We start from the raw sequence: 20,384 nt of genomic DNA, 5'->3' as shown, positions 1-20,384 counted from the left end.
TTTAGCTATGTCACAAGTTCTAGTAAATCTCATAATATGAAGTAAAGATTTAAATCTTTACTTTTCTTGAGTTAAGATTTAATTATTTACTTTTAATTTAGGGGGATACAATGAATTATTGTACTTTACTCTGTGATATAAAAGATTCCAGAAAATTAAAGGATAGAGAACTCTTACAGTATAAAATTATTGACATGTTAACTGAAGCAAACACTCTATTTAAAGATATTATAGTTTCACCATTTTTAATAACCCTAGGTGATGAATGGGAAGGTCTCTTAAAATATCCTTGTAGTTATTCTAACATCCTTGAATTTTTTAAAACTTCAATTCCTGATGTCAATTTTTATACTGGTATAGGCATTGGTGAAATTGTTATACATGATTTTAAGCTTACTGTCAATCAATTGGATGGTCCTTCATTTTATAGGTCAAGAGAAGCCTTAAACTATGCAAAAGGTAAAAATTTGCCTTTGGTTATATTATTTGATGATTGGAAAAATTTTTAATGCATAAATTAAAATTCCTCCTAAAATTGCCACTATAAAGCTCATAAAAGTTCCTATTAAAAAATATTCTGCAAAACTTGGATCATCAAGTTTCTTAAACCTAGCAATAGATTTAGCTGTAAGTACAAATCCTATCATGGCTGGTTCTCCAATTGCCATTACAAGTAAAATAAAACTTCGCTCTAATATGCCAATAATAAATCCACCATTATGCAATTCTTTAGCCGATCCTACTATTATATAATTTTTATTAAGCATTTTATTATAATTTTTAAAATTCATATATTCTATGTATTGTTTTATAAATATCCCACTTGCAAAAGTGCATAATAGAAAAACAGCTATGATAATTAAACTTTTATCTATGTAATTTATATTTTTAGGACAATTTCTTAGCTCATTAACACTAAATGTCAGTTTATCCCCATATACTACAAATATTATTAGCATAAAATGAAAAATTTGATCCATAAGAAATATCCATATATTTTTTTGAGGTCCTACTTTAAAATTAATAAGAAGTGTTTTTAACTCATCAATAAAAAAATGTGTTATAGATATTATTAATGATATGCTCAGTATATACTTAAAACTTATTGATGAATTGATTATGCTTATAACTTTACATGAAGATAAAATGATAAGCATTAAAACAAAATGTATTAAAACATGCAGTGTATTTCCTTTAACATTTTTACGCAATGTTTTTTCAAATCTAAGCTTTAAAATATATTTACTTTGAAATACGAAATCACCTAGTAAATGACTTATAACCAGTAGTAAAACAATTCTAAAGTTCATTACCCCTACCTTCTTTTATTTCACAATACAATTTTAATAGTTTACTTATATTTAAATTATTATTTCTAATTACAAAGTAGTTTGAGTTATTTATTTTTTGGCTTATATCAGCCTTTGATATGGTTTCTGATTCTTTCACCATATTGCTATAAGAGCTGAATTTTTCGTATAAGTCTATCATCTCCCACTGTTTATCAGTAACCTTATACTTTAAAATCTCATTGTTTTCAATCATTGAATTAATAATATTATTAATGGTTAGGTTTGACTCTATCATCTGATCTCCTGATGTTACAGCTACCTCCTCAATAGGATCAAATTTATCTTTAAAAAACACTTGATGAAAACTTATGTTAGTTCCATTAAAGTAAACATTGTTTTTTTTGCTTTTTATTTTTTTATTATAAAACCTGTTTTTATTTTTTGATATGTTTAGTGCTTCTCTTGCTTTTATAAAACATTCACCATCCATACTTCTTGCATCTTCATTTACCTCTGTGCTTATAGTTCCAATACCAAAACCTGAATAAACTTTTATGCCTTCTTTTCTTAAAATCTTCTGAAAATCACTAATTATTTTATAACCTTCATATGGCTCTTTTAATACAATTTGCCATTCATCCCCTAATGTAATAACTATAGGAACTAAAAGCAAATTTTCATTTTCTTTATTCATATAATCTAAATATTTTTTAATCTTTTTTTGAAGAATTTCTCTGTTATATAAATTTCTAGAGTTAACTATATCCATATTTATAACTCCATATAATTTCATGACATCATCCCTTAAAATATAATAATGTTATAATGATTGTTTAAATTCATTATAACATTATTACACTTACAAAAATAGTAAATTTTATTTTTAACTAACTATACTTGAAACACCGTCTTCTATTAATGTAATTTTAGCATCATTGCCTTTTATTTTAAAAGCAATGTCTATTGCTTCCTGAAAGGTATTTGCATGCTTCATGTGCATGTCTGTTATTATTTGGGGATTGCACATGTCTGTTACGATTATAACTTCATGCTTAGTTAATATTCTGGCCAATATTTGTATTTCCCATTGATCCGGTGCTGTATCATTTCTAGATACTTTCATTAGTTTCTCCAGCAATACTTCTGGACTTTTTGAATTTGACATAGTTTTATAAAATGATTCTCCACCATGACCATCTGAGCAAGAAGCTATCATTATTATGACTCCATCTTTAGATGAGCACTTTTCTGCAGCCGTCATGCCCTTTACTGCTTGATAAATATTTTGATCAAGTGGATATCCTCCATTTGTGGTAACTACAATGTCTGAATCATTGCCTTTTACATTAGAAATCTCTTTAACAAATTTACAACCTGCTTCATGTGCTAATTTACTATGACCAGCAAAGGCATTTATTATATTTTTATCTTTTCCCAGCACTACATTTAATATAAATGCAAGTTTTGCTTTTTCTGCAGCATACATCATATCTTCATGTATTGGATTGTTTTCTATAATCCCAGTTCTTGCTTTAGGGCTAGCTATAAATTCAGAACAGTGGTTAGCTTTTATAGTTTCTTCCCCTGCAATTCCCGGTAATACACTTTTCCTTCCACCTGAAAATCCAGCAAAGAAATGCGGTTCAATAAATCCTTCTGCAATGAGTAATTCTGCCTCTATAGCCTCTTTATTAAGCCATAACTCTCCTCCCGATGGTAAGAAACCTAAGTTTACAAGTTTACTTTTTTCTGCCGCTCTATGGCATATTATAACTTCTTTATCAACAATTTCAGCTCCAAATTTTTCAATCATTTCTTCATGACTCGTTGGTCTATGAAAACCTGTTGCTATTAATATTTTAATTTTTATATCAGGATTTGCACTTCTTATGTGTTTCAAAATTATAGGTAATGTAATTTTACTTGGTACAGGTCTTGTATGATCACTTGTTATAATAACCATATTTTTTTTACCCTTAACCAATTTTTCTAAACTTAGGGAGCCTATTGGATTCTTAAGTGCTTTTTCAACTATTTCTTCTTCTGATAAAGCTGTCCTATACTCCTGAGCTTTTGATTTGAGTACTCCTACAAAATTCTTATCCGGAATATTTATTTTCATAGTTCCTTTATAATATGGAACCTTAACAATAGCCATGTTATTCACATACCTTTTGTGGATTCAAAATATTTTTTGGATCAAAGGCTGTTTTAATATTCCTCATTAGTGCAATATATTCCTCACCATATTGTTTGAACATATAGTTCTTTTTAGCAAACCCAATTCCATGTTCTCCTGACACTAATCCATCTAAATCCATAGCTTTTTGATACATACAATTAAATATTTCTTTTAGCTTGTTGTTCCATTTTTCTTCACTCAAATCGTCCTTTAATACGTATATGTGTAGATTTCCGTCACCAGCATGCCCGAAACTCCTTATTCTTATAGAAAACTGTTTTTGAAGTTCATTAGTGTATTTAATAAATTCAGCCACCTTATTTCTTGGTACAACAACATCACACTCGTCCATTTCTGTAGTTGATGCTTTAACAGCTTCAAGGAAAGCCCCTCTTGCATTCCACACTGCTTCTTTTCTCTCATCTGTATCAACTATATACACGTCAAGCGCTTTTTCTTCTAAACATATTTGTGCAACTTTTTCATAATCTTTCTCTATATCCTCTTTGCTATTCCCATCAAAGCTTAAAAGGAGGTATGCATCTGCACTATTGTCTGGAAATTTTTTTCCTAAAAACTCTTCTGCTGAAAGTATTACTTCTCTTTGCATAAATTCAATTGCTGTTGGTATTGACTTAGATTTTATAATTTTAGGTACTGTACCTATTGCTAGTTCTAAATTAGGAAATGGCACTAAAAGACTTATACTTTTCTTTGGAAGTGGAAGTAATTTTAATATTGCCTTTGTAATTATTGCAAGTGTACCTTCAGAACCACAGACTAAATCTTTTATACTGTAGCCAGAACTATTTTTTACAACTTTTCCACCCACGTTAAGTATGTCTCCATTTGGCATAACAAGTTCTAATCCTCTTACATAATCTCTAGTAACGCCATATTTAACTGCTCTCATTCCACCTGCATTAGTACTGATATTTCCACCTATAGTAGCAGACTTTTCACCTGGATCTGGTGGATAAAATAAATCATGTTCTTCTACAAATTTACCTATATCCATAAGCAAGACTCCTGGTTCAACTGTAAGTGTTAAATTTTCTTCATCTATCTCTAATATTTTATTCATACTACTCATATTAATCATAATTCCACCTTCAAGTGGAACAGATGCACCTACAAGACCTGTACCAGATCCCCTAGCTACTACAGCAATACCTTTTTCATAAGCATATTTCATTATTTTTGATATTTCTTCTGTATTTTGTACTTCTAAAAGCACCTCTGGTTTTTTGCTAATGCCACCTAATTCATCATGGCTAAAATCCTCGTTTATACCTTCTTTTGTAAAAACTCTGTCCTCACCAAGAATTGTATTAAAATATTCTATATCCTGTACATTAATCATAATTGACCCCTCCTTCTATAAAACAACCTCTATTTTTTTATTTAATTTAAGTTTTTCAATAATCTTAGGGACAATATCATATATGTCTCCAACTATGCCGTAATGACAGGCATTGAATATAGGTGCCTTCTCGTCCTTATTTATTGCAAATATATAATCTGAGCTATTCATGCCTGCAGTGAATTGAACTGCACCAGAAACTCCAAGTACTATAATTAGTTTAGGTTTTACTGTTCTTCCGCTAAGTCCTATTTGCTCCTTTGCATCAATCCAGCCTGCTTCAACTAGAGGTCTTGTACCTGCAACTTTAGCATCTAAAAGTTCAGCTAATTCATATACCATATCCATATCCTTTTGTGCTTTTATTCCTCTTCCTGCTGCTATTATTACCTCAGCATCTGATATTGTACTTTCTATTTCTTTTTTAGTAACCTTTAGAACTTTAATGTTAGATTTAAGTTTTTCCTTATCAATCTTACACACTGAAATTTGTCCGCTTATTCCATCTTGTCTTTTTGCAGCATCCATAACCTTATATCTAACAGTAGACATCTGTGGTCTAGCATTTGGATTTATAATTTGAGCCATTATATTTCCTCCAAAAGCAGGCCTTATTTGAATTAAGTCTGTGTTTTCTTTCATATCTAAAATTGTGCAATCTGCAGTAAGTCCTGTTCTAAATCTTGCAGCTACTCTTGGTGCAAGGGATCTTCCTATAGTAGTTGCTCCAACTAATATTGCTGTTGGTTTTACATTGTTTATGAAATCCTCAAACACTGAAGTATATGGCTCTATAGTAAAATCTTTAAGTTCTTCGTAGTCATACACAAATACATTATCAACTCCATAATGTAGTATTTCCTCTGCTTTTTTCTCGATGTTATGTCCAATAAATAATGCATATACAGGTTGATTTATTTTAGCTGCTAATTCCTTGGCTTTCCCAATAAGTTCAAAAGTCACTGGATGAATCTGCCCTTCAACATGATCTACATATATTGCAACACCTTTCCAAAGGCTTTTATCAATTTCCTTCTTTTCGCCTTCCACAAATTTAATAATATCCTTAGGTCCCTTCCTAACACACATCTTGCATAATTTACATCCTGCATTTATATCAATCTTATCACCTTTGTCCTCTATTGCATTAAAAGGACATATGTTAACTAATTCCTTAATGTTCTCTCTTGTCAATTTATCATAATTAATTACTAACTTACCCATGTTATAGCCCCCTATTAAACATATTTTAATTCTTTAAGTTTATTTACTAATCTGTCTGATATTTCTTCACTATCACCAGTCCAAGTTTCTCTGTCTGTATTTGCACTTGGTGGAAAAATTCGTTCCACTTGAGTTGGAGATCCATTTAGACCATATTTATTTTCATCTTTGTCCTCAAAATCATTTAAACAAATAGTTTGTATTTCCCTATCCTTAGTTTCAAGTTTTTTCTTATATGATGGAAGTCTTGGCTGAAATATATCTTTTTCTACTGTAAGAAGGCATGGAAACTTAACCTCTGCCACCTCAATAGTGTTTGGCATATCCATTTCAATAACTATTGATTTCTCCTTAACTTCTAATATTTTCAAAACATTTGCTACGTGAGGTATTCCTAAATATTCTGCCATTTCTGGTCCAACTTGCGCTGTGTCACCATCTGTAGTTTGTTTTCCGCATAATATAAGGTCTAAGTTACCCATTTTACGTATACCTTGAGAAATTGTATACGAAGTTGCAAGCACATCTGCCCCTGCAAATTTTCTATCTGAGATTAATGCTCCTTTATCAACCCCCATCATATATGCTTCTCTAATAACATCCATAGCTTGAGGTGGCCCCATGGATATTACACTTAATTCACCACCATTTTCCTCTTTAATCCTTAAAGCTGTTTCTAATGCATAAAGATCATATGGATTCATTTTTGAATCTACGCCATCTCTTTTTAATACACCTGTTTTTTCATCTACTTCTACCTTACTTGTACCAGGAACTTGTTTTATACAAACCAATATTTCCATTTTATCCCCTCCACTTAATTTTAAAATTTGTTACCGATTACATAAAAATCAATCAATCTCCCTATAAAATTGGTAATATGGTATGACCAATTTATTTAAAGTATAACACAAATTTAAACTACATTCCATAATAATACAAAAGTTAAATAATTAACTTTTTATAGTAAAAAATATTAGTCAAATGCAATATAAGTCTATGTTTTACTATGTATAAGTGAACACTTTTAATACATATTTATTTTATAATATTCTTTTGTTTGTTAAAATATTATCATTCTTTAAAAATTGTATTGTTAATAAACTCAAGATGTCTTTTCATTTTTTCTGCTGCCAGTTCAGAATCGTGTGCACATAAAGCCATATATATAGATTCATGTTGTTTAATTAGGGTTTCTCTATTATTTTTATTTTTCATAATCCTAAACCTGGCATCACTTATAAATGAATCAATAATGGATTCTGTTGTAAGTAAAACATTTAACAATAGAAAATTTTCTGATGCTTTTGCTATTTTTAAATGAAATTCTTGATCTAATTCTGTATTTATTACCTCATCCGTAGTTCTCTTAAATTTATCTATTATATTATGGAGTTCATTAAGTTTGTCTTCATTAATGTTTTTTGCAGCTAAAGATGCTAGTTCTGTTTCTAAAATCCTTCTAAGTTCCAGCACCTCATTAGGACTGCTTTCTTGAAGCATAAACATTATTGATAGTGGTTCTAAAAGACTTTGCTGAAAGCTTTTCCTTATAAAATTTCCTTCTCCTTGTCTGCTTTCAATAAGTCCTAATATTTCTAGGGACCTAAGTGCTTCTCTTATGGATGTCCTGCTCACCTTAAGTTGCTCTACAAGTTCTCGTTCTGGTGGTAATTTATCTCCATTTTTAAGTTTTCCTGTTTTTATCATATCTTTTATTTGTTCTATCACTACTTCATAAACTTTTTGATTTTTAACTGGCGTAAACATAATCTGTCACCTCTAAATAATTATTCACCAAACTAATTGTACCAAAAATATTTTTTTATATAAAGTACTTTATATTGTTGGATACATTATTAATCGTAATTACTTCATCATTTATTTTTTTATATAAATAAACAAACTAATTTTTAATTTAGTAGTACAATAAATATGTACTTACAATAAACTACAGGAGGTCAAATATTATGAAACAAGGTTACATCTATATCGCCCTATCAACAATCTTATTTAGTACCATGGAAATATCTCTAAAACTACTTTCAAATCAATTCAATCCTATTCAAATAACATTTTTAAGATTTTTTATTGGATCTGTTATTCTTATACCAATTGCATTAAAAAATTTAAAATCTAAAAATTTGTCATTAAATATAAACGACTTTAAATTTTTTGCCCTATCTGGTTTTATATGTGTTGTTGTCAGTATGACTTTATATCAGCTGGCAATATTATACAGTAAAGCTTCTATAGTAGCCATTCTTTTTAGCTGTAATCCTATCTTTGTAATTCCATTAGCGTTTTTTATACTCGGTGAAAAGGTCTATAAACATACTATCATTTCTCTAGCTGTAAGCATTATAGGCATAATATTTATATTAAATCCACTAAAATTAGCTGATAGCCCTTTGGGGATTATATTAACCTTCTTATCTGCAGGGACCTTTGCACTCTATGGTATCGTCGGAACAAAAAAGAGTTCAAAATATGGAGGCATTATATGTAGTTGTTTTAGTTTTCTTTTAGGTAGCCTAGAAATGTTAATTTTAATACTAATATCAAAAATTCACTTTATCTCATATGCACTTAGTAAAACAACCTTTAAAACTTTTGCCAATATACCAATTTTAAAGGGTATATCTATAGGAAATATACCAAGTCTTATATATATCGGCATATTTATAACAGGTTTAGGTTACTCATTTTACTTCCTATCCATGGAAAAAACTTCCGTAGCCACAGCTTCACTAGTTTTCTATATCAAACCTGCTTTTGCACCGGTCTTAGCACTCATTATATTAAAAGAGCCTATATTTATAAATACATTAATTGGTATTTTATTAATTGTAGTGAGTTCCTGCATAACTTTTGTATTCAATAATAAAATTTCAAACAAAGTCCATAATGAAAATTCAAAAGACGATAATGCTGTAAACATATAAACAGAGTTCTTGATTTTCGGATAAAAATAGGAGCTGATTTATAAAATAATGTTAATTTAAATCAGCTCCTATCTTCTAAATCAATTAATTTTTAAAGTTTACCAGCCATCTTCTTTAAAATTTGTGCTTCTTTGTTTAATTCTTCAATTGACGATGTAATTTCTTGAAATGATGTGGATTGTTCACCCAAAAATGAGTTTGATTCATTTACTCTTTGTGATATTTTTCTAACAGCTTCTCCTATTTCTTTTATAACTGAATCTATCTTCTTAATTGATTCAGTGGTTGAATTAGATAGTTTCCTTATTTCTTGTGCAACAACACTAAATCCTTTTCCAGCTTCTCCAGCTCTAGCTGCCTCTATTGCTGCATTTAATCCAAGTAGATTTGTCTGACTTGAAATGTTTTGTACGAATCCTATAATTCCATCTGTATCTTTTGTTGTTTCAGAAGCCTTTTCTACCTCTTCAACAACTTGTCTATTAGAATCAGCAAGTTCTTTAGAAACTTTTGCTACATTCTGAACTACTAATGATATTTCATTTAAAGACCCAGCAAGGCTCTCCGATAATGCCAATACTTCCATCCTTTTTTCTATACTTTTACCTGCGACAATCACACCTATTACTTTGTCATCAGAATTTTTTATAGGAATTGCATATGATTTAAAGGCCGTACCATAAATCTCTTTCCCCACATCTTTAATTACAACCTCTCCCTTTTTTAAAGCTTCATAAATTGCTCCACCTTCAGGTATTTTATCTCCTATACCTGCTTTTAAAGGAAGTTTTTCATTAATTGTTACATCTAAATATTTTACAGTGTCAGTTACCGCAAAAGCAACTTTAAATACGGAGCTACATTTGAAAATGAATTTAAAACTACATTATCGTCTTCATCTTTCATAAAACCACTCCTACTTTAAATATTATTAATTTATTCTTTATTAGTTATTATCGGTCTAACTTACAATATCTTAAATTTTTGTCATTAAAAGCTTGTACGAAAAATACCCATTTTATCTAAGCTAAAAAAGCTTCAGTATAAAATGGGTATAATTAATACTTTGTATCTATAATACTCTATCTATAGAAATATTAATTTCAAATGGTAACTCATTTATTTTAAGTTCAACACAAATAACCTTGTCTGAACTTGCTGTTGCCGTAAAATCACCATACATTAGTGTCGGTGTAGATATATCTATATTTATGCTTTGTTCTGAAAAACCCATAGATGCATTTGCTGTAAGCATATTTGTAAGTTCTGAAATAGCACTTTGAGCCATCTCATCTAATTCATTTACTGGCATTCCCATCATCATTGTAGATGCAATTCCTTTAGCACATTCCATTGTAGTTCCATAAATTACATTTCCTCTGAGATCTCCAACAATTCCAACATTTATCAATACGCCAGGACTATTTATTACCTTCCCTTTTATTGCTAAGTTGCCTTTTTTTATATTGGTTATTCCCAATTGAGGCATCACATTTACAACTGAATCAAGAAATGGATTTATATACTTGACGTCCATTCACCTGACCTCCTCTGAAAGCCTATGCTCATATATATTTCTCCATAATTTGTTTCGATGTTTGCTACTGAAATGCTCTCAAGTTCTGCTTTAGATATAGTTAGAGAGCTTCCATGAAATATAGTTGGTGGTGCAACTCTAAGTCCAAATAATTTATTCTTTTTATTCATAACTGAGCAAGCATTGCCTGCGATTATATTAGAAATTTCACCGATAACATTAAACATCTCTTGAGAATTTTTAGGAGCCCTTCTTAAAAGGTCATTTGAAAGTTTATCTGCAGTTTCATAAGACATATCAAATAGTAATCTTCCAGAATATTTCCCAATTACGCCCATAACAATAGATATTCCCTTTGAAGCTTTCTCAGAATTAGATGCCATTTCTTGTCCAAATTTAGGAATGGATTTTGTCATTTTATTAAATACATCTAAGAATCCCTCTTTAAACACTGAATAATATAATTCCTCAAGTTCTTTATAAAGTTCTTCATTAGCTGTAATTCTATTAATAGTAAGTGCAAGTTCTTCTTTATCAGCTGGCTTTTGAATATATCCAGATACATGATTTTTCCTTGCTTTTCTTACTATTTCATCGTCCATCATCGAACTAACAATTATGACATTTATGTTTGGATCAATTGAGTGTACTGCTCGTGTGCATTCAAACCCATCAGTGCCTGGCATAGTCATATCCATAGTCACAATATCAGGTCTAACTTTGCCCACAACTTCAATAGTTTCTTCTAATGAACTTGCTTCCCCTACAACTTCAAATCCACTTTCTGTAAGCATATCTCTTAAAAGAGTAATTGAAAAAGGTGAATCATCAACAATAACAACTTTTATTTTCTTCACTTTGACACCTACTTCCAAATTAATTGTCTTTTTTCTTAATTATACATTAGATATAGTACTTTCGCAATTACCGCAATTGTCTATTAAGCATAATCAAAAATTTTAAATTATCTTCTACATTATTTATATATAAAGTTCTTAACTTATACAGCAAAGCCAATTTTTTTCTTCTACAGTAGTGAGTTTTGAATTTTTAAAGCCTGCTTTCTTTAGAAGCTCTAAAAGTTCCTCTGGTGATAATATTTTCATATTTCCAATTGCTGCATATTCATCGTTTTTTTTCTTAAATGCCTCACTAGAATACATTTCATTTATAATAATAAATTTACCTGAATCTTTTAATACTCGTTTAACCTCTTTAAAACTTTCTAATAGATTAGGCCAAAAATATATTGTTTCTACCGCAGTTATTACATCAAATTTTTTATCTTCAAATGGTATTTTTTCTACACTTGCTTGAATTATTTCTACTTTATTATTATCAATAAGCTCTTTATTATATTCTGTAGACCACTTTACACAATCCTCTGAATAATCAATTCCAAACACTTTTCCTTTAGTTGCAAATTTAGATAACCTATTAACTGTTCTTCCACCTCCACAGCCTATATCAAGAATAATGTTTTCCTCTTTAATTTCTATTTTTTCAAGTCCAAATGAAGTTAATTCAAAATGACTTTCATTCATATCCTCCACTACAAATTTTCCAAGCTCTCCTTTAGGTTTTCTACACTGATTTACTCTTTTTGCGATGTCACTCATTATTATCATCTCTCCCTTTTGCTTCTGCAATATTGATTTTTATCATTTGAAATGCTCTTTCCTCTGATATTGGTTTTGAATATAAATATCCCTGGTAATAATCATTATCCACATTTTGCAACATATCAACCTGGCACTGTTCTTCTATCCCCTCAATTATTGTCTTCATCCCAAGTGATTTTGCAAGGTTCACTACAGCCTTTACTATTTTTACATTTCTATCTTCTAAGTTATCAACTAAAGATTTATCTAATTTTAAAATATTAAACTTAATATTCTTAATATAAGATAAGGAGCTATACCCTGATCCAAAATCGTCTAAGGCAATAAGAAATCCTTCTTCTTTTAATTTATCTACAAGTTGATTTGCATATTCAAAATTTTTTATAAGTACAGATTCAGTAACTTCAATAGTAATGTGTGAAGCCTCTACTTCGTACTTTTCTTTTAATTCTATAAGCTTTTTTATATATTTATAATTGAAGCTTATGGCTGAAGCATTTATAGCAATATGTGGAACATTTTTTAATTCTTTTTCACATCTATTAATAAATTTAAAAGTCTGTTCCGCAACACAGTAATCTATAATATCAATTAACCCTCTCTCTTCAGCTAATGTTATAAATTTATCTGGAAAAACAATTTCTGCTGAAGATAATTTCAATCTACTTAACGCTTCAAATTTCATGAATTTACCGCGTTTTGAAAATACAGGTTGATAAAAATTCACAATACTTTCTTTACTATCTTTGCTAATAGCATGTATAATTTCATTATCATACTTTTCCATGCAAACATCAATATTTTCATAAGCTAAAATCTGATTTCCTTTAAGAAGTTTTGCTCTGCGTCTAGTTTTTTCTGCATTTAAAATAATATCTATAGCATCATTTGCATCTTTAGGAAATACTGCTATTCCAGCCGATACAGAAAATTTATAATCGAATTGAGGCAGTTTAAATTCAATTTTTTTTACAACCTCATTATATATTTCTTTTAAATGTCCCACATCTGAAATCTTAGGAAAAACTATTATAAAACTATTTTCGCCTGCTCTTGAAAAAATGCACTTATCTGAAATTAATTTTACAAAATCATCTGCTAATTTTTTTAATACATTATCGCTTACCACTTGTCCAAAGGTATCTTTTATTTCTTTAAAATTGTTAATATCCATATATATTATAGAAAACTCACATTTATTTTTTATTGCCATTTGTTCTAATACTCTATTAATAGCATTCCTATTCAAAACACCAGTAACGTTATCGATATAAAGTGCTTCCTCATATTTGTTATTTATATCAATCCTTTCATATACAAGAAAAAAGGTGATTTGTCCCAATAACAAAAATACAATTACATCTGTATAAAATATATTATTCATACCATTGTAGACATAGCAGCTTCCAATATTTAATGGTACTATTGTGAAATAATATATGTATAACATAGATTTCTTATTTATAATTTGTATCATAATAAAAAATCCAGCTATAAACAATATGTAAACAATAATATTGTATTTTAAAGCTATATTAATATAAATTAGCCAAATAGACACTGTAAATAACATTACATTTACAACATCATCTAAATACTCATTAAATTTTTTATGAAAACTAAATAAAAGTTCAGCAAGTAATATTATACATATAATATTAGGATACCAAATTTCTGGTGATTTATTGTAGATATTTTCTATATAGTAATTACACATAAAAACAACAAACATACCAATCAATATATTTATTCTTAATATTATTGTTGAAAATTTAGTTCTTTTCTCCTTAATTTCTATCAACATTTTATTTTTATTATGCATATTTCCTCCAAATTCTATTCGATTAAATAAAAAATATTATATTACTATATTATTCGAGTAAAATTCAGATTACATAAGAAACAATTCACAAATTTTATATATTTTTGTTGACTAATTACGTTGTTTCCAATTTTATTCCAATTATTGGTGTTGTTATTGTAAAAAAATGCCTTTAGAATGAACACTATTCCTGTGTATCTTCTATAGGCATTTTTTAATATAATGATATGAATTTTTTTACAATCCTAATAATTTTCAGCTAACACTTCAAAATAACTTTGTGGATGAAGGCAAGCTGGGCATACCTGTGGTGCTGCATCCCCTTCATAAATATATCCACAATTAATGCATTTCCATAAAGTAGTTTCATCTTTTTTAAACACATTTTCGTCCTCTATATTTTTCGCTAGTGTTCTATATCTTGCTTCATGATGTTTTTCTACTTCAGCTATCATTTTAAATGCAGCTCCTATAGCTGGAAACCCTTCTTCTTCAGCTGTTTTTCCAAAAGTCGGATATAAATCAGTCCATTCTTCATTTTCGCCATTTGCAGCTGCAATAAGATTTGCTTTTGTGTCGCCTAATGCCACTGGATATGATGCTCCATTTATTTCTACAGCTTCACCATTAAGACTCTCATTTAAAAATTTAAAAAATCTTTTAGCATGTTCCTTTTCATTTTCTGCAGTTTCAGTGAAAATATTTGCAATTTGAACATAACCCTCTTTTTTTGCTACTGAGGCATAATAAGTATACCTATTTCTTGCCTGTGACTCACCTGCAAAAGCCTTTAACAAATTTTCAGCGGTTTTTGTACCTTTTAATGAACTCATAAAATCCCCTCCTATATTTATCTTAACATATATATATTTCTACATTTTGTTACAGATTCCTTCTAATCTTCTGAACTTTTAAAAATTCCACTTTATTTAAATATATGGATTATTCTTTCATATAATAACAATAATTGCTTTCTATTGGATTATAAATTTTAATTCTACTCCCTTGGAATTCTCCTTTCAAACTTGAAACTTCGTAATAATTCTCTTTATCACTATCAAACATTATTTTTATATTGTTATTTTTTACAACATATTTACACTTAATATAAAACGCTTCTTTATAGCTGCTATTAATAATCGTACATTTATTATTGGAGCTAAGTAAAATAATATTATTACTTGCGGATTTATAGCTTCCTGCATACGGGTTTGTATTGTATGATTTTAAATAAATACTGATGATTATAAGAGTTGCTAAAACAAAAAATATCTTTTTCATAATAAATCTCCTTGTATGCTGTTTATAGTTTAATGTTATCATTTATCATGTAAAGATTAAGTTAAAATTAACTTTGCTTTTATAAAGATTGTATAAATATTAAATAAAAAAGTTCTGCAAAATGCAGAACTTTTTTATTTAATATAAAGCTTCCTTTAAACATAAACCCTTTGCTTTTGCTATTGGTCCATATTCTAATCTTTTCTTTTCATCTAATATTTTTTTAACATCTACTGATTTAAGTTTACCTAATCCTACTTCTAACAAGGTTCCTACAATAATTCTTACCATGTTTAATAAGAATCCATCTCCATTTATTTCTACCTCTATAATACCGTTCACTTCTGATATGTTTATATAGTTAATAGTTCTAACTGTTGGTTTAGTACTAGACTTTAGATTGGTAAAGCTTTGGAAATCATGTGTTCCAATTAAAACTTCTGCTGCCTCTCTCATATCACTTAAATTTATATGTTCCTCTGTTTGATAAACATATTTTCTATTAAATACATTTCTAAACTTATTATTATTTATTTTATATACATAAGTTTTTGACTTCACATTATATCTTGCATGAAATCTTTCTCCTACCTCTTCCATAGACTTTACTACTATATCTTCAGGTAAGAACTCATATAAATAATCTAGCATAGAATTTGTGCTAAGCTCACATTCAGTATGAAAATTTGCTATATAATTTTCAGCATGTACTCCTGCATCAGTTCTACCACACCCTATTACCTTTATATCTTCACCTGTCATCTTAGACAAAACATTTTCTATTTTATATTGTATAGTTAAGTCACCAACTTTTTGTCTTTGCCAACCCTTATATTTGCTCCCATCATATTGGATTTTCATTTTTAAGTTTCTCATATAATTCCACCTTTAATCTATTTTCTTTATCTGCTGTTTAGTTTTCACTAACAACCTTTTAATTATATATTTTTTGTTATTATAAAGCTATTAATATTTTTAATTACTTTAGCATAGCCATATCCTCTAATTCAATTACTGTGCATGCCACTTCATTGCCATTAACTAATAAAGCAATTTTATGTTCTCCTGAATAATGTTTTCGTGTAGTAAGATTATGCCACTTATGAATTCGTGTTCCTGTAATTCGTTCACCACCAGCTACGATCTTATCAGATAAAAGAAACAATTTTCGTGATGTTTTTCCATTTGCTTTTACAAAGTCGATTCCATATTCAACACGTATGTGTACAGGATTTTCTTTTCCAATAAAAACTTCATAATTAATTCTACAACTATCCCCAATATTCAATATAAATGAATCCACAGTTAAACTAGCTTCTGTAACAACAGCGCCATCTCCCCCCATATCATATCCAAATAAGCTCATAACCTCTGGATTGGATTTTCTAATTAAAGTTCTACTAGCATGTCTTAATATCCAGTCCGTATCCTTATTTTTACCTTTCCATCGTTTTAATATATCTATAAAAATCCTCTGATTATCTTTAGAAATATCATTTAAATTATTAGCCACACTCTTTCTCACATAAAGTGAAGGATCTTCTTTTAGTTCCTCTAGAACCAAAATCACAGGTTTGGGATCCTTTTTAAACATAGTAAGAGCTTCACCCCACGGTAATCTTGGCCTACATCCTTCACTTGAAAGCCTTCTTACATGCTCATTTTCACTCTTTGACCACTCTAACATTTGATTTATCATTTTTTCTGGATTACGTTTAAAAAAAGGTCTTACAGCAAATTCGGAAGAAGATCTTTTTGTAAATCTTTCAAGTGCTTTCATGGAAATATCCCAATTTTTATCTGACTCTCCGTGAAATGCTACAAAATCAGGAAAAAATAAATATGGAAATCCAATGCAATCTTCGTCAATTGAAAACAACACCTGAAGTGCCTCCTCATATTCTTGTGGAAGATATTTACCAAGTGTTTCAGCAATTCTCATCATTCTAGCTCTTAGCTTTAAGTCGTTCCAATTATCATCTAGTACCATATCTAAAAATCCTTTTTTATCAAAATTCTTATAGGCTGAATACACCTTTTCACTAAAGTCTATTAAAAATTGTTTATTGTATATGTCTTTTAAAGCTTCCGGCATTTGTTAATCACCCCATTCTTATATAAAGAAAATTAAACTTATTATTTATTACTTCTACATATTATTTTAAATGATATGTAAAATAATTTATAGTTATTTTACTTATGTAACCTTAATTAATTCATCTGAATAAAATATTGCGAGGTGAATTATATTGTCATACTTTGATTCACTAACTCCTAAAGAATTTATACTTCTGGCAAACTTAGTTGCATTTGCACTTACAGAAGGTGAATCAACTAAAGATACCAAACTATTAGCTGATTTTTTATCTACAGTTTCAAGTATTATGTTTTCCATATCGGCTCAAAAAGAAAACCTTAACTCTTTAGAAGAAGACCAAAATAAATTAATGAATAAGAACTCAAATTAATCTGTGCAAACCTTTAAAGGTAATAATATAGATTATCTTTAATTATGTAAGCACAGATTAGTTATATTTAATTGAATACTTTTTAGTGGCATAGTCAATAATCTATTTGAGGTGATTACATAATGAATTTAAAATCTTCTATTGGTTTTGATATTGCTGTGGCTTCTGTTTTACTTACTATTATATGTGCAATTATTTTTAATTTGATTGTTTAAATCTTTAAGTTTAGGCAATAATTAAAATGTAACCTATTATTATTCCCCTTTATATAGGACGTGCCTTTTGGTGCGTTCTTTAGTATTAAACAGTTTACTTCTCCATCTTAACCTACATATAGCTTTTGTGTGATTACTAGTTTAGTGATATAATTACATATTGTCATTAATTTAATGACCAAATAAAAAATGCAAAGTGAGAATATAAAATGCGAAATGAAAATTTAGAAAGATCAATAGTTAAAATTTCTAATGATATTGCTGCTATTAATATCGCCAAAAAATACTTATCAAATATTGATGAAATAAATGATGTAAGAGACAGTCTAAACAACAAAAAACAATTATTATCCAATGAATTGTATGCTGAAGATCATAAAAGTTACGCAAAATGTTGTGAAGTTATAAATGACATATTATCCAAAGAACTTGCAAAGGAAGAACAAGTAACTCTACTTGAAACAATAAAAGAAACCTTTGGCAGACAGTATCCAAATGTAAGCAAAAAAAGTAATGGCCTTAATGCTTGGTTAAAAGAACTTAACCTTGAATATAATTGGATTACTGATGAAGAAACTGGTTGGGACAAATTAGTTATAACTGGCTTTGGATTATATAAGCAAAATTAAATTTTAAACAATTAAGATATATTGTTTAAAAACTTAATTATTGGAAATAATTATAAATGTTACTCATTATTATTCCCCTTTATATATAGGACGTGCTTTTAGTACGTCCTATAGTTATTATAAAGTCCATCCAAGGTAATTTAAAAATCATGTTCTAAACTGGGAAACATTTTTTCCTAATACAGATGAAATATTAACCAACTTCTTCGCTGTAATAGACAGTTCATTTGTTATAGCTGCTTGTTCTTCTGTAGCTGCTGTTACGTCTTCCGAAAGAGCAGAAATGTCTTGTGATTTTGAAGCTATATTTTCAACTGTATCCGAAATCTTATTCCTGCCTTCCATTGTTCCTCTGAGTACTAATTGTACCTTATTAATGTCACTAGGAATATTATTTACCTTACTAATAATTCCCTCAAATGAAGTTGTCACACTATTAATATCATTTTTACTTTCTTCCACTATCTTAGTTAAAAGTTCTGTTGTAGTCGAAACATCATTAGTCTCTTTCATAACTGTATTTATTAATTGAGTTATACTCTTTGATGATGTTAGAACTTCTTCTGCCAGCTTTCGTATTTCTTCTGCTACTACTGAAAATCCTTTTCCTGCTTCACCGGCTCTAGCAGCCTCTATAGATGCATTTAGAGCTAAGAGATTAGTTTGTTTAGCCACTCCATTTATAACATCTACTATAGAATTAATTTGTGATATAGTATTATCTAAATTCTCAACTTTAGCTTTTGATACTAAAAATGAATCTAACATTTCATCAATAGTATTAGCCAATTTATTTATAGTTTCTACTCCTCTGTTTGTATCTTCTTTTATAATCTTTCCACCATCAGCTAAAAAGTTTAAATTGTTGTCCACATTATCTAAATCTATTGAAAAACTTTCTAGTAAATTAACCGCTTCCTTTAAAGCTTCTGTTTGTTTCATTCCTTCTTGAGATACACTAGCTACTGAAGTTGCAATTTCTTCACTAGATAATGCTACAGTACTTCCACTACCTCCAATCTGTTCTGATAAATTGCTTAAACTCTCTGATATTACTTTGATTTTTCTAACAAGTTCTCTCATATTTTTTCTAGTCTTGGCACTTGCAATTGCAAGTTTTCCTATTTCATCTTTACTTTTAATTTTATATTCTGCTGTAAAGTCTCCCTCACCTGCTTTTTCAATAGCATCTTTAATAATTTCTATAGGTTCACCAATTCGTTTTCCTATGAATATTCCTGCAATAGCGGCTAATAACAAAACTAATATAGCACAAATTATGCTTCTTATAATGGTGATTCTAATAGATCTTTCCATGTTTTCAATAGAAATGCCAATTGAAAGGCTATATAACACATTATTTCCGTCTTTTATAGGAACTTCCACATTATATGCCGTAGTTCCTTTCCACTTATACATATATGAGTTTGTCTTTCCTTCAAAGACACTGTCTAGGTCTGATGCATCAACTTTTCCACCAATGGAATTCTTTGATGTTCCTGCCACAAGAGTTTTATCTCTTGATATCACACCTATGTACAATAATTCTCCATTTGCATATTTATATGTTGCATCTATTATATCTTGTATTTTATTCATGTCTTTTATTCCTGCATTTTCAATGTTTGCTCTTACATTATTCGCCAAAGTAATTCCATCATCTTTCATCTGGTTTTGTATTCCATTTATCATTTGATATGTAAAAAATGATGTACAAATCAATATTATTATTGCTGCAGTTAAAACAAAATTGAACGTTAATCTCTTCTTTATAGAAGTGAACATATTATTCCTCCCTAAAATT

Annotated in this window: 21 protein-coding genes; 3 read left to right on the top strand and 18 right to left on the bottom strand. The window is 29.1% G+C overall.

Going from position 1 to position 20,384, the window contains the following annotated elements; all coding sequences use genetic code 11:
- Positions 1-110: 110 nt before the first annotated feature.
- Entirely contained in the window at positions 111-509 is a 399-nt protein-coding gene (locus B8978_RS09585) for a SatD family protein (protein WP_084115577.1), read from the top strand.
- Here B8978_RS09585 and B8978_RS09580 read toward each other — a convergent pair.
- From B8978_RS09580 to B8978_RS09550, 7 genes are all read right to left on the bottom strand, one after another.
- Complete coding sequence (locus B8978_RS09580; protein WP_084115575.1) at positions 483-1,310, bottom strand: DUF3307 domain-containing protein; 828 nt, start codon at positions 1,308-1,310, stop codon at positions 483-485. The genes B8978_RS09585 and B8978_RS09580 overlap by 27 nt on opposite strands.
- Complete coding sequence (locus B8978_RS09575; protein WP_176212663.1) at positions 1,300-2,061, bottom strand: SatD family protein; 762 nt, start codon at positions 2,059-2,061, stop codon at positions 1,300-1,302. The genes B8978_RS09580 and B8978_RS09575 overlap by 11 nt, the downstream gene beginning before the upstream one ends.
- Positions 2,062-2,175: 114 nt before the next feature.
- Positions 2,176-3,450 carry a nickel-dependent lactate racemase gene (gene larA / locus B8978_RS09570; RefSeq protein ID WP_084115571.1) on the bottom strand — a complete coding sequence of 425 codons (1,275 nt, stop codon included), beginning with the start codon at positions 3,448-3,450 and terminating at the stop codon, positions 2,176-2,178.
- A gap of 1 nt (position 3,451) precedes the next feature.
- On the bottom strand, positions 3,452-4,837 hold the full coding sequence (locus tag B8978_RS09565; protein WP_084115569.1) for an FAD-binding oxidoreductase: 1,386 nt from the start codon (positions 4,835-4,837) through the stop codon (positions 3,452-3,454).
- A 15-nt stretch (positions 4,838-4,852) separates the two neighbouring features.
- Complete coding sequence (locus tag B8978_RS09560) at positions 4,853-6,061, bottom strand: electron transfer flavoprotein subunit alpha (RefSeq protein WP_084115567.1); 1,209 nt, start codon at positions 6,059-6,061, stop codon at positions 4,853-4,855.
- A gap of 14 nt (positions 6,062-6,075) precedes the next feature.
- Entirely contained in the window at positions 6,076-6,864 is a 789-nt protein-coding gene (locus tag B8978_RS09555; RefSeq protein ID WP_084115565.1) for an electron transfer flavoprotein subunit beta/FixA family protein, read from the bottom strand.
- Between the two features lie 271 nt (positions 6,865-7,135).
- A complete protein-coding gene (locus B8978_RS09550) occupies positions 7,136-7,831 on the bottom strand; it encodes a FadR/GntR family transcriptional regulator (protein WP_084115563.1) in 696 nt (231 codons plus the stop codon).
- A gap of 200 nt (positions 7,832-8,031) precedes the next feature.
- Here B8978_RS09550 and B8978_RS09545 point away from each other — a divergent pair, with 200 nt between their 5' ends.
- On the top strand, positions 8,032-9,006 hold the full coding sequence (locus B8978_RS09545) for a DMT family transporter (RefSeq protein WP_084115561.1): 975 nt from the start codon (positions 8,032-8,034) through the stop codon (positions 9,004-9,006).
- 91 nt (positions 9,007-9,097) lie between these two features.
- Here the strand turns inward: B8978_RS09545 and B8978_RS09540 are convergent, their stop codons facing one another.
- The 10 genes from B8978_RS09540 to B8978_RS19835 form a co-directional block, all read right to left on the bottom strand.
- Complete coding sequence (locus B8978_RS09540) at positions 9,098-9,592, bottom strand: methyl-accepting chemotaxis protein (protein ID WP_479723215.1); 495 nt, start codon at positions 9,590-9,592, stop codon at positions 9,098-9,100.
- Positions 9,593-10,078: 486 nt separating this feature from the next.
- On the bottom strand, positions 10,079-10,543 hold the full coding sequence (locus B8978_RS09535; protein ID WP_084115559.1) for a chemotaxis protein CheX: 465 nt from the start codon (positions 10,541-10,543) through the stop codon (positions 10,079-10,081).
- Positions 10,525-11,400 (bottom strand): response regulator, encoded by an 876-nt coding sequence (locus B8978_RS09530; RefSeq protein ID WP_084115557.1) that lies wholly within the window; start codon positions 11,398-11,400, stop codon positions 10,525-10,527. Before B8978_RS09530 ends, B8978_RS09535 begins: the two co-directional genes overlap by 19 nt.
- Before the next feature lie 138 nt (positions 11,401-11,538).
- On the bottom strand, positions 11,539-12,162 hold the full coding sequence (locus B8978_RS09525) for a class I SAM-dependent methyltransferase (RefSeq protein ID WP_084115555.1): 624 nt from the start codon (positions 12,160-12,162) through the stop codon (positions 11,539-11,541).
- A complete protein-coding gene (locus B8978_RS09520; protein ID WP_084115554.1) occupies positions 12,155-13,987 on the bottom strand; it encodes an EAL domain-containing protein in 1,833 nt (610 codons plus the stop codon). The genes B8978_RS09525 and B8978_RS09520 overlap by 8 nt, the downstream gene beginning before the upstream one ends.
- A 245-nt stretch (positions 13,988-14,232) precedes the next feature.
- Positions 14,233-14,820 (bottom strand): rubrerythrin, encoded by a 588-nt coding sequence (gene rbr, locus B8978_RS09515; RefSeq protein ID WP_084115553.1) that lies wholly within the window; start codon positions 14,818-14,820, stop codon positions 14,233-14,235.
- Between the two features lie 109 nt (positions 14,821-14,929).
- On the bottom strand, positions 14,930-15,268 hold the full coding sequence (locus tag B8978_RS09510; RefSeq protein ID WP_084115552.1) for a hypothetical protein: 339 nt from the start codon (positions 15,266-15,268) through the stop codon (positions 14,930-14,932).
- A 138-nt stretch (positions 15,269-15,406) separates the two neighbouring features.
- Complete coding sequence (gene truA, locus B8978_RS09505) at positions 15,407-16,144, bottom strand: tRNA pseudouridine(38-40) synthase TruA (RefSeq protein WP_084115551.1); 738 nt, start codon at positions 16,142-16,144, stop codon at positions 15,407-15,409.
- Positions 16,145-16,247: 103 nt separating this feature from the next.
- A complete protein-coding gene (locus tag B8978_RS09500) occupies positions 16,248-17,363 on the bottom strand; it encodes a DNA alkylation repair protein (RefSeq protein WP_084115550.1) in 1,116 nt (371 codons plus the stop codon).
- Positions 17,364-17,465: 102 nt separating this feature from the next.
- Positions 17,466-17,663, bottom strand: a complete 198-nt coding sequence (locus tag B8978_RS19835) for a hypothetical protein (RefSeq protein WP_176212662.1) — start codon at positions 17,661-17,663, stop codon at positions 17,466-17,468.
- 497 nt (positions 17,664-18,160) lie between these two features.
- On the opposite strand from B8978_RS19835, the gene B8978_RS09490 reads away from it, so the two are divergent.
- Positions 18,161-18,580, top strand: coding sequence for a hypothetical protein (locus B8978_RS09490; protein WP_084115548.1), 420 nt, complete (start codon positions 18,161-18,163; stop codon positions 18,578-18,580).
- Positions 18,581-18,727: 147 nt separating this feature from the next.
- On the opposite strand, the gene B8978_RS09485 is transcribed toward B8978_RS09490, so the two are convergent.
- Positions 18,728-20,365, bottom strand: coding sequence for a methyl-accepting chemotaxis protein (locus B8978_RS09485; protein ID WP_084115538.1), 1,638 nt, complete (start codon positions 20,363-20,365; stop codon positions 18,728-18,730).
- Positions 20,366-20,384: the final 19 nt, after the last annotated feature.

The organism is Clostridium acidisoli DSM 12555 (genome assembly GCF_900176305.1).
In the GTDB taxonomy this organism is placed as follows: domain Bacteria; phylum Bacillota; class Clostridia; order Clostridiales; family Clostridiaceae; genus Clostridium_I; species Clostridium_I acidisoli.
The sequence above is the reverse complement of the archived record's forward strand: the minus strand, read 5'-3'. Positions and strand labels throughout refer to the sequence as shown.

Bases quoted from the DNA above. Each gene is read 5' to 3' on its own strand.
- B8978_RS09585 (WP_084115577.1), top strand. From the start codon at position 111: ATGAATTATTGTACTTTACTCTGTGATATAAAAGATTCCAGAAAATTA.
- B8978_RS09580 (WP_084115575.1), bottom strand. From the start codon at position 1,310: ATGAACTTTAGAATTGTTTTACTACTGGTTATAAGTCATTTACTAGGT.
- B8978_RS09575 (WP_176212663.1), bottom strand. From the start codon at position 2,061: ATGGATATAGTTAACTCTAGAAATTTATATAACAGAGAAATTCTTCAA.
- larA (WP_084115571.1), bottom strand. From the start codon at position 3,450: ATGGCTATTGTTAAGGTTCCATATTATAAAGGAACTATGAAAATAAAT.
- B8978_RS09565 (WP_084115569.1), bottom strand. From the start codon at position 4,837: ATGATTAATGTACAGGATATAGAATATTTTAATACAATTCTTGGTGAG.
- B8978_RS09560 (WP_084115567.1), bottom strand. From the start codon at position 6,061: ATGGGTAAGTTAGTAATTAATTATGATAAATTGACAAGAGAGAACATT.
- B8978_RS09555 (WP_084115565.1), bottom strand. From the start codon at position 6,864: ATGGAAATATTGGTTTGTATAAAACAAGTTCCTGGTACAAGTAAGGTA.
- B8978_RS09550 (WP_084115563.1), bottom strand. From the start codon at position 7,831: ATGTTTACGCCAGTTAAAAATCAAAAAGTTTATGAAGTAGTGATAGAA.
- B8978_RS09545 (WP_084115561.1), top strand. From the start codon at position 8,032: ATGAAACAAGGTTACATCTATATCGCCCTATCAACAATCTTATTTAGT.
- B8978_RS09540 (WP_479723215.1), bottom strand. From the start codon at position 9,592: ATGGAAGTATTGGCATTATCGGAGAGCCTTGCTGGGTCTTTAAATGAA.
- B8978_RS09535 (WP_084115559.1), bottom strand. From the start codon at position 10,543: ATGGACGTCAAGTATATAAATCCATTTCTTGATTCAGTTGTAAATGTG.
- B8978_RS09525 (WP_084115555.1), bottom strand. From the start codon at position 12,162: ATGAGTGACATCGCAAAAAGAGTAAATCAGTGTAGAAAACCTAAAGGA.
- B8978_RS09520 (WP_084115554.1), bottom strand. From the start codon at position 13,987: ATGCATAATAAAAATAAAATGTTGATAGAAATTAAGGAGAAAAGAACT.
- rbr (WP_084115553.1), bottom strand. From the start codon at position 14,820: ATGAGTTCATTAAAAGGTACAAAAACCGCTGAAAATTTGTTAAAGGCT.
- B8978_RS09510 (WP_084115552.1), bottom strand. From the start codon at position 15,268: ATGAAAAAGATATTTTTTGTTTTAGCAACTCTTATAATCATCAGTATT.
- truA (WP_084115551.1), bottom strand. From the start codon at position 16,144: ATGAGAAACTTAAAAATGAAAATCCAATATGATGGGAGCAAATATAAG.
- B8978_RS09500 (WP_084115550.1), bottom strand. From the start codon at position 17,363: ATGCCGGAAGCTTTAAAAGACATATACAATAAACAATTTTTAATAGAC.
- B8978_RS19835 (WP_176212662.1), bottom strand. From the start codon at position 17,663: ATGGAAAACATAATACTTGAAACTGTAGATAAAAAATCAGCTAATAGT.
- B8978_RS09490 (WP_084115548.1), top strand. From the start codon at position 18,161: ATGCGAAATGAAAATTTAGAAAGATCAATAGTTAAAATTTCTAATGAT.
- B8978_RS09485 (WP_084115538.1), bottom strand. From the start codon at position 20,365: ATGTTCACTTCTATAAAGAAGAGATTAACGTTCAATTTTGTTTTAACT.